The organism is Acinetobacter sp. SwsAc6 (genome assembly GCF_013391565.1).
Lineage (GTDB): Bacteria > Pseudomonadota > Gammaproteobacteria > Pseudomonadales > Moraxellaceae > Acinetobacter > Acinetobacter cumulans.
Genome location: NZ_JACAXE010000033.1, coordinates 35,063 through 44,631, shown reverse-complemented (window position 1 = coordinate 44,631; position 9,569 = coordinate 35,063). Strand labels below are relative to the sequence as shown.

The window sequence follows — 9,569 nt, the reverse complement described above, 5'->3', positions numbered from 1 at the left end:
AAGCAAAAAATGGACAATGCCTATCCAAAATTGGAAATCTGCTATGAACCGCTTTAGTATCATGTTTGAAGAGCGTGTAACCAAGTATTTTTAAAACTGTATTTACACAGAATTATTTACACCCTCTTGTGGTGAGCTTAATGGGCAAAGCTCCATCTAAAGATGTCACAGATCGTTTTGAACAAGCCGATCAGCTTTATAAAGACAGCGTATAAATACAGTCTTAAAGTAGTGCAATAAAAAAGAGGACATTCAGTCCTCTTTTTTATTACTGTTCAACTGTCAGTCTTGCCTTTAATACAGCTAACCTATGCTTTACGTGTCAATAAAAACTGCGTAATGTTGGTCAGTTCAGTAACTTGCGATTCATCAAAATGCGCCAAGGCATTCATTGCTTGATGATGCAACTCCAATGCGTAAGCCTGTGCCGCTTCAAGCCCCATCAATGCAGGATAAGTCGATTTATCCACTTGCTGATCTTTACCAGCGGTTTTACCTAACATTGCTGTGTCTGAAGTAATATCTAAAATATCGTCCTGCACTTGAAAGGCTAAACCAATGGCTTGGGCAAACTCGCGTAACTTTGGAATGGCAATATCTGTGCCTTCAAAAATCGTCACTGCCGCCATCAAAACTGCAGCAGAAATAAGTGCACCTGTTTTATTGGTATGAATATTTTCCAAGGCTTGCTGATCAACATGTTTGCCTTCAGCCTGTAAATCAAGCACCTGCCCATTCACCATTTTAGATGAAGCTGTTGCAAGTATTTGCATTTGCTTTAACACAATACTGGCTTCAACCGCAGGACCTTGATCAAACAAACGACTTCCCAAAATCTCAAAGGCCATTGATTGTAAAATATCACCAGCGAGCAATGCAGTATCTTCACCATAAGCCACGTGACATGTCGGTTGGCCACGACGTAATAGGTCATTGTCCATACAAGGCAAATCATCATGTGCCAAGGAATAGCAATGGATAAATTCTATGGCAACCGCAGCACGACGTACTGCTGCAGCATTGGCATTCGGCTGAATCGCTGCTGTTGCATAACATAGTGCTGGACGTACACGCTTGCCACCCAACATCACCGCATGATGGACTGCACTTTTTAAAGGCTCTGGAATTGCAAAAGCATCTAAGGCTGTTAACAAATCCTGCTGAATTCGCTGCTGTGCTTCACTAAGTGGATGCACAGAAATGCCAGTTAAGGTTGACACATTCACCTCGATTACCTGATTAAGCTTTTATTTTAAAATGCTGTTCAGCACGTCGTCGCGCCAAAGCATCGCATCTGGTTGCCAGCATCATACTGCTTTCTGGGGCTATTCTCTATGCAACTTGATGTTTCTTGCAGCTAAATTAGCATTTAACCGTCCATGATCGCATCAAAGCGTGTGATTCAAATCATTAAACCTCAATATGCTAACCGCTAAAGCTCGCTTTATTTTTATATAAGCTTATGCTTTTCAAATTCATTCCAAGCCTAACTGAACAATAAAAACTATTGCCACGCTTGTTTACATTAAAAAAGCCCCTGTACTTGAAGCATACAAGGGCTTTTAGAGATTAAAAATATTAATGATTCAACTTAAGCGATGGTTTCCGCAGGAATACGTACCCAACCTTCCATTAATACACGAGCACTACGGCTCATTACTGCTTTTTTCACCACCCACTGCCCTTCGACCAATTCGGCCTGAGCACCCACACGGAGTGTGCCTGAAGGATGTCCAAAGCGTACAGCCTCACGTTCACCACCGCCTGCTGCCAAATTCACTAAAGTTCCTGGTACAGCAGCTGCCGTACCAATGGCAACAGCTGCTGTTCCCATCATGGCATGGTGTAATTTACCCATTGATAGTGCACGAACCAATAAATCTGTATCGCCAGTTTCAAGCTGCTTACCGCTTGAAGATACATAAGCTTTAGGCTCAGAAACAAAAGCGATTTTTGGGGTATGCTGACGCTGTGCTGCTTCTGATACGTCCTGAATCAAGCCCATAAATTTGGCACCATACGCACGGATTTTCTCAAATTTAGCCAGTGCATTTGCATCGCTGTTTATATCGTCTTGTAATTCAGTCCCAACATAACCCAGTGCTTCAGCTTTCATAAAAATCGTAGGAATGCCCGCATTAATAAACGTCGCTTCAAAAGTGCCAATGTCTGGAACTTCAAACTCGTCAACGACATTGCCCGTTGGGAACATAGCACCACCGTCTTCGCCATCATCTGCAGGGTCTAAAAATTCAATTTGCACTTCAGCTGCTGGAAAAGTTACACCATCAAGTTCAAAGTCCCCAGACTCTTGCACTTGACCATCACGCATCGGGACATGTGCAATAATCGTTTTTTGAATATTGGCCTGCCAAATACGCACCGTACAGATCCCATCGTTTGGAATACGTGTGCTGTCAACTAAACCGTTAGAAATGGCAAATGCTCCAACTGCTGCTGTTAAATTGCCACAGTTACCACTCCAATCAACAAAGGCTTTATCAATAGCCACCTGACCAAATAAGTAGTCGACATCATGATCTGGTTGTGTACTTTTAGATAAAATTACCGTTTTACTGGTACTAGAAGTTGCCCCCCCCATGCCATCAATTTGCTTAGCGTATGGATCTGGACTCCCAATCACACGTAATAAAATTTGGTCTCGAACGTATCCTGCTTGTTGTGCAACTTCTGGCAAGTCATCTTGCTTAAAAAATACACCTTTACTGGTACCACCACGCATATAAGTTGCAGGAATACGGATTTGGGGTGCATAACTCATTTTTATTCAGTCCTTCATATTTATCATTTGTTGAGTCAAATAGCGTTATTTGAGCACTCAGAATCATACCTTTTTTTGTCAATCTTTTATCTAACCCATGACTTAAGTATAAAAAAACAGCATTTGTATTTTCAAATCTTATACATTTCTAATAACCACTTCTAAACAAATAAAATTAATATATTGATTCATATATTTTTAATATGAAAAATCAAATTAAATAATTTTAATTCGATTGATAAATATTTTTTATAGATTTTGAGCTACTAGGCTATTTCTTCTCAATCTATTACAATCTTTCACTTACTCCATTGTCGGGTGAGTACTTTGAATAACGAATCTTCACAACTGCAGCGCGGCTTAAAAAACCGTCATATCCAGCTCATCGCGATGGGCGGAGCGATCGGTACAGGCCTATTCTTGGGTTCAGCCCAGGTCATTCAATCTGCAGGACCCTCTATTATTTTAGGTTATGCCATTGGCGGCCTGATCGCATTTTTAATTATGCGCCAACTCGGGGAAATGATTGTTCATGAACCTGTTGCGGGATCTTTCAGTCATTTTGCAAACAAATACTGGGGTAAATTTCCAGGCTTTTTAGCAGGTTGGAACTATTGGATTTTATATGTCCTAGTTGCCATGACTGAACTTACTGCTGTCGCTAAATATATTAATTATTGGTGGCCTCACATCCCTGCATGGTCTTCAGTTTTATTCTTTTTTATCGTGATTACTCTAGTCAATCTCGGCAATGTGAAGTTTTATGGTGAATCTGAATTTTGGCTATCAATTGTCAAAGTGACTGCTGTCGTTTCGATGATTCTATTCGGTTTGTATCTGCTCTTGACAGCAGATGCGGGTTCTACTGCGTCATTCTCTAATTTATGGAGTCATGGCGGATTCTTCCCGAATGGTTTTGATGGTCTCTTTTACATGCTGGCATTCTTAATGTTTGCCTTTGGTGGTATTGAACTAATTGGTATGGCCGCTGCAGAAGCAGAAAATCCAGAAAAAACCATTCCTAAAGCCATCAACCAAGTGGTTTTCCGAATTCTGATTTTCTATGTCGGCTCTCTAACAATTCTCTTGTCTTTAGTGCCATGGAATCAATTAGATTTAGGTGGTCTAGATAAAAGTCCATTTGTAATGATTTTCAGTCAATTGGGCATTAACTGGGCAGCGCATTTACTTAATTTCATTATTTTAACTGCGGCACTTTCTGTATATAACAGTGGTATGTATGCCAATAGCCGAATGTTATTTGGTTTAGCGCAACAAGGAAATGCACCCAAAGTATTCTTAAAAGTAAACCGTCAAGGTGTGCCAATTCCAGCCGTGTTGTTCTCTGCACTGCTCATTTTTGGATGCGTACTTTTAAACTACTTCGTCCCAGAAGATGCTTTAGGTCACTTAATTTACATCGTGGTAGGTGCATTAGTATTAAACTGGGCAATGATTTCATTGACTCACTTCAAATTCATGCAACACATGAAAAAAATTGGTGAGAAAACAAAATTCCCTGCACTTTGGGCACCAGTAAGTAACTTTGTGGTTTTGTTGTTCATTGCGACCATTCTTTACATTATGTGGACTCAAGGATTTAAAGAGTCTGTATACATGATTCCAGTTTGGATTCTGGTTATGTTTGGTTTATTTAAATCACTTAATAAATCAAAAGCATAAATTACAGCATTGCTTTAAAATAAAAAGTTATTGTTTCGGCAATAACTTTTTTTTTATCTCAAATTAGAGTAAATTAAGCCGCACTTGCGCTCTTAGCTTAACTGGATAGAGCAGTTGCCTCCTAAGCGACCGGCGTGGGTTCAAGTCCCGCAGAGCGCACCATTCTCTCTTTTCTTTAAATATTTAAAATTATTTCCCTCAAATGACATCAATGCGATATTTTTAAGAAGCATAAATACAGCCAAAAATTAATTTGCATTTAAGCTTAAATAGCACTCCATTGTATTGATTTCAGTCTACAGCACATCATTTCAAACCAAATGTCATTCAGTTATAAGCAAAAGCTTAATGGATTCAATTTTCAATTAAACCAGCAGGCATCATGATTGCACACTTGCGCTTCAACATCATCAAATACACGCTTAAAAAACCTCAGCCTGAATTTATGTGACACGCAACACAATAAAAACACTTAATATTTCAATCAATTGAATAAAAAATAAATTTCCAAATAATACCTTTATCCTTTACAGAACAATAGCTTAATTTAACCATATTTTAAATTTTTAGAATATTAGCTCTAATAGATTACAAATTATTCGTTTTTTTATTTCTAGAGCATTTACTCTTATTTAATTTGTGCTATTTTTGTGACATGGAGTAAACAGCCAGGCAACATAAAAGCAGGAAATTCTCCATAAAATATAACAATCGTCACTTATAAAAATGCAGTAACCGAACGAATTTTCACCTCAAGGAAAGATGAAGAATGAAATTGAAAACGCTATCTACAGCAGTACTACTTGCAACACTACCAACTGCGGGCGCATTTGCAGCAGCATTAGACCGTTCTGGCCAATCAATCTCAGCTTTTTTACAACCTGGCAACTATTTCGAAGCAGGTATTTCTGTATTTGACCCAACTGTTTCAGGTAAAGCAAACGCCAACGGTTCAGGCCTTGCGGACATGGCTGATGATTATTATTTCCCGCATGCCGCACTTAAACTACAGTTAACTGATAATGTTTCTTTTGGTTTACTTTACGACCAACCCTTCGGTGCAGCAGTAACTTACGCTACAACCGATGCACCTTTATCAGCAACAGGTGAAGGTCTATTCCATGGTGGCAATGGCGAATCTACTACCGTAGATGTTAAAACTCAAAGTATTTCAATGATTTTTGGCTATCAGCCAACTGAAAACTTTAACTTCTATGCAGGCCCCGTTTACCAAACTGTAAAAGGTAATCTTCAGCTTCGTGGTCTTGCATACGGTGGAGCTACTACATTTGGTGCCTATAATGCCACCATGAAAGAAGATGGTGCTGTAGGCTGGTTAGCTGGTGCTGCTTACCAAATTCCAGATATCGCATTAAAAGCGTCTGTTACGTACCGCTCTGAAATTGATCACAAAGTAGCAAGTGATGAAACCTTTGCCGCAACTTCTGCATTTGCTGGTTTAAATGTAGCACCAAATGGCAACACTGACATTACAACACCGCAATCTGTAAACTTAGATTTCCAAACTGGTATCATGGCTAATACAGTCGCATTTGCTAATTTGCGCTGGGTAAATTGGAAAGACTTTTCAATTCGCCCTTATAAATTTGACACAGCGTCTAAACTAGCTTCTGCTCAAGCTACAAATAATCTTTATACTAAAGGCTTCAACTTAATTGACTACTCAGACGACCAATATAGTGCAACTGTAGGCGTAGGCCGTAAAGTCAATGAACAGTGGGCGGGTAACGTATCTGTAGGTTATGACACGGGTGCAGGCAATCCTGTGTCTACACTTGGCCCAACAGAAGGTTATTGGAATATTGGTCTAGGCCTTCAATTCAGCCCTGCACCTAATTACTTCATTGCGGGTGGTATAAAATACTTCTGGTTAGGCGATGCAACTGCTCGTTCAGGTGCTTACTCAATCCCTGGTAATGCTGAAAAAGCGCAAGTTGCGAAATTTGAAGACAACAATGCTTGGGCATACGGCCTAAAAATGGGTTACCGCTTCTAATTTACCCTCTATATTTAAACGACTGCAGTACGCTGCAGTCGTTTAACATCTAATTGAGCAAACTATAAGCAAACAGTTCACTACCCTCCATACGCTAAAAATTAAAATAATTACTCTATTTTTTTATTCAAAATCATTTAGATAAGTTCACATAAATAGTATTTTTACTCTAGACAACCCTTTTCTATGCATGCATAAGTTCATTTTTAGAGCAAATCTGAGTATTTACTCATTTTTTTTATGTGTTACTTTTCCCTCATTGAACTTCTATGAAAAGTTACAAACAGGGAAATGTATGAAACTAAATCGCCTTAGCCTTGCTATTTTACTCACGGCTTTACCAACATCATCAATCTTTGCTGCTGGTTTAGATCGCTCTGGTCAATCTATTTCTGCCTTTTTGCAAAATGGAAATTATGCTGAAGCTGGGATTACAGTTATCGACCCAACCGTTAAAGGGCAAGATAATTTTCTTAAAAGTAATGTCTCAGATATGGCGGAAGACTACTACTTCCCTAGTGCAGCAGTAAAAGTACAACTAACAGATAAAATTTCGCTCGGTTTATTATATGACCAACCTTTTGGTGCAGATGCACAATACAGCATTGAAAATCAAATTTTTGAGCAAAATAACGAAGGTACTGCTGTAACTGTTAAAACAGAAAATATTACAGCTCTTATTGGTTATCAACCAAATGAAAACTGGAATATCTATGCTGGTCCAGCATGGCAAACAGTGGAAGCAAATGTACGCTTACGTGGTAAAGTGTATGGTGGCTTAAATTATAATCTTGACATAGACACACAAGAGGCATGGGGATGGGTTGCAGGCTTCGCATACTCAATTCCAGATATTGCACTAAAAGCAGCATTAACCTATCGTTCAGAAATAGAGCATGAAGCTACATCAAAAGAAAAATCATTGCTTACAGGTCTAAATACGGTTACAAATCCAATCAATGCAACAACCCCTCAGTCTGTCAATCTTGACCTTCAAACTGGTATTGCAGCTAATACAATTGCCTTTGCTAATATTCGATGGGTTGAATGGAGCCAATTTGCTATTACTCCAAAACACTTACAAACAGCTTCTGGCGGTGCAAACCTTCTTGATTACTCGAAAGATCAATGGTCTGCGAATGTTGGTGTAGGTCGTAAGTTTAATGAAAAATGGGCAGGTTCAGCACTTGTAAGCTATGACACAGGCGCTGGCAATCCTGTAACCACACTTGGACCAACCGAAGGGCATTGGGGTGTAGGTTTAGGTGGTCAATATAGCCCTGAAGAAAACTATTTCATTCACGCTGGCATTCGATATATGTGGCTAGGTGATGCAACAGCTAAAACAGGTACTACACCAAATGTAGGTAGCTTTTCAGATAACAATGCTATCGCATACGGTCTAAAAATTGGTTACCGCTTCTAATTGACATTACAAATTAGGATTAAACAAGAAAGGGCGCCATTGGCGCCCTTCTCTTATTGATTGCTAAATTCACAATCACATTTGATTATTCAGGAATATCACGTACCGATGCTTCACGAATCGCTTGTTTTAATGCTGCATAACCATGAATTGGTGGGAATTGCGGGAATTCTGCAATAACGTTTGCAGGTGCATCAAACAAGAAACCTTTGTCTGCTTCGCCTAGCATCGTCGTATCATTATAAGAGTCACCAGCCGCAATCACACGGAAGTTCAAACCATGTAATGCTTGTACTGCTTTACGTTTTTGATCAGGCTGACGCAGTTTATACGCAGTGATCATGCCATTTTCGTCAGTTTCTAATTTATGACAGAAAATCGTTGGCCATCCCAATTGTTTCATTAATGGATGAGCAAATTCATAGAATGTGTCAGAAAGAATAATGAGTTGAAAATGCGTACGCACCCATTCTACAAACTCTTTCGCACCTTCAAATGGCCCCATATCTGCAATAACCGCTTGAATGTCGTTTAAACCTAAACCATGTTGTTTAAGAATGTTTAAACGTTGTGTCATTAGCACATCGTAGTCTGGGATATCACGTGTGGTCGCCTCAAGCTCCTTAATCCCTGTTTTTTTTGCAAAGTTAATCCAAATTTCTGGAACTAACACGCCCTCAAGATCTAGACATACGATTTCCATGGGTTCTCCCAAATGTCAGTGTTGTAAAAAGTTATTAAAAGTTGTATCTATCATAGCCGATGTTTATATATGAACGCTCAGCTTTATTAATTCTATTTTTTTCATATCAATCTAATTTTTATTAATAAGTCATCTTTAGCATTTCTATTAAAATAGATGTGAAATAAATTAATATAGGTTTGCCGTTTCCAAGCCTATTGCCAGGACACACATGACTACAATCCCAAGTATTAATCTTGTAGATGCACTTGCATCTGAATATGCAGACAAATCTCCGTCTGAAATTATGAAACTTGCACTGAGCCAACAAGGCGAAATTGCGATTTCTTTTTCTGGTGCAGAAGATGTTGTTCTTATTGATCTTGCATCTAATTTAGGTATTCCTTTTCGTGTCTTTAGCCTAGATACTGGTCGCTTACACCCAGAGACCTATCAATTTTTAGATACCGTGCGCAAACACTATAAAATTGATATTGAAATTTGCTTCCCAGAGTCTGAAGCTGTACAAAAACTTGTGTCCGAAAAAGGCTTTTTCAGTTTTTATCAAGATGACCACAAAGAATGCTGTGGTATTCGTAAAGTACAGCCACTACGTAAAAAACTAGCAACTTTGGATGGTTGGATTACAGGTCAACGTAAAGACCAAAGTCCAGGTACGCGTAATGAAATTCCTGTGGTTCAAGCCGACCCTGGTTTTTCAGGTCCTGGCAAGCAACTCATCAAATATAACCCATTAGCTAACTGGTCTAGCGCAGATGTTTGGAATTATATCCGTCTCATGGAAATTCCATACAATCCATTGCATGAACGTGGCTTCACCTCCATTGGTTGTGAGCCTTGCACTCGCCCCGTTCTTCCAAACCAACACGAACGTGAAGGTCGTTGGTGGTGGGAAGATGCCACGCATAAAGAATGCGGTTTGCATGCAGGCAATATGAAAAAATAAGCCCATCAAAAC

The 9,569-nt window shown here is 39.3% G+C and carries 7 protein-coding genes and 1 tRNA gene; 5 read left to right on the top strand and 3 right to left on the bottom strand.

What is annotated here, in order from left to right:
* Window positions 1-308 precede the first annotated feature (308 nt).
* Together HYG93_RS16615 and prpF are read right to left on the bottom strand one after the other, a co-directional pair.
* Window positions 309-1,220 (bottom strand): farnesyl diphosphate synthase, encoded by a 912-nt coding sequence (locus HYG93_RS16615; protein WP_178962700.1) that lies wholly within the window; start codon window positions 1,218-1,220, stop codon window positions 309-311.
* Window positions 1,221-1,591: 371 nt separating this feature from the next.
* Window positions 1,592-2,782, bottom strand: a complete 1,191-nt coding sequence (prpF, locus tag HYG93_RS16610; protein ID WP_120366108.1) for a 2-methylaconitate cis-trans isomerase PrpF — start codon at window positions 2,780-2,782, stop codon at window positions 1,592-1,594.
* A gap of 327 nt (window positions 2,783-3,109) precedes the next feature.
* Here prpF and HYG93_RS16605 point away from each other — a divergent pair, with 327 nt between their 5' ends.
* The 4 genes from HYG93_RS16605 to HYG93_RS16590 all read left to right on the top strand — a co-directional run bounded on the left by HYG93_RS16605 (window position 3,110) and on the right by HYG93_RS16590 (window position 7,908).
* On the top strand, window positions 3,110-4,465 hold the full coding sequence (locus tag HYG93_RS16605; RefSeq protein WP_106984458.1) for an amino acid permease: 1,356 nt from the start codon (window positions 3,110-3,112) through the stop codon (window positions 4,463-4,465).
* 86 nt (window positions 4,466-4,551) lie between these two features.
* Window positions 4,552-4,627: transfer RNA gene (locus tag HYG93_RS16600), tRNA-Arg, on the top strand.
* 607 nt (window positions 4,628-5,234) lie between these two features.
* Window positions 5,235-6,482, top strand: a complete 1,248-nt coding sequence (locus HYG93_RS16595; RefSeq protein WP_178962699.1) for an OmpP1/FadL family transporter — start codon at window positions 5,235-5,237, stop codon at window positions 6,480-6,482.
* A gap of 295 nt (window positions 6,483-6,777) precedes the next feature.
* Window positions 6,778-7,908: an OmpP1/FadL family transporter gene (locus HYG93_RS16590; protein WP_117006458.1), complete on the top strand. Its 1,131-nt coding sequence runs from the start codon at window positions 6,778-6,780 to the stop codon at window positions 7,906-7,908.
* An 85-nt stretch (window positions 7,909-7,993) separates the two neighbouring features.
* Here the strand turns inward: HYG93_RS16590 and thrH are convergent, their stop codons facing one another.
* Window positions 7,994-8,611: a bifunctional phosphoserine phosphatase/homoserine phosphotransferase ThrH gene (thrH, locus tag HYG93_RS16585; protein ID WP_106984455.1), complete on the bottom strand. Its 618-nt coding sequence runs from the start codon at window positions 8,609-8,611 to the stop codon at window positions 7,994-7,996.
* Between the two features lie 211 nt (window positions 8,612-8,822).
* Between thrH and HYG93_RS16580 the strand changes: the two genes are divergently transcribed.
* Entirely contained in the window at window positions 8,823-9,557 is a 735-nt protein-coding gene (locus HYG93_RS16580; RefSeq protein WP_106984454.1) for a phosphoadenylyl-sulfate reductase, read from the top strand.
* Window positions 9,558-9,569: the final 12 nt, after the last annotated feature.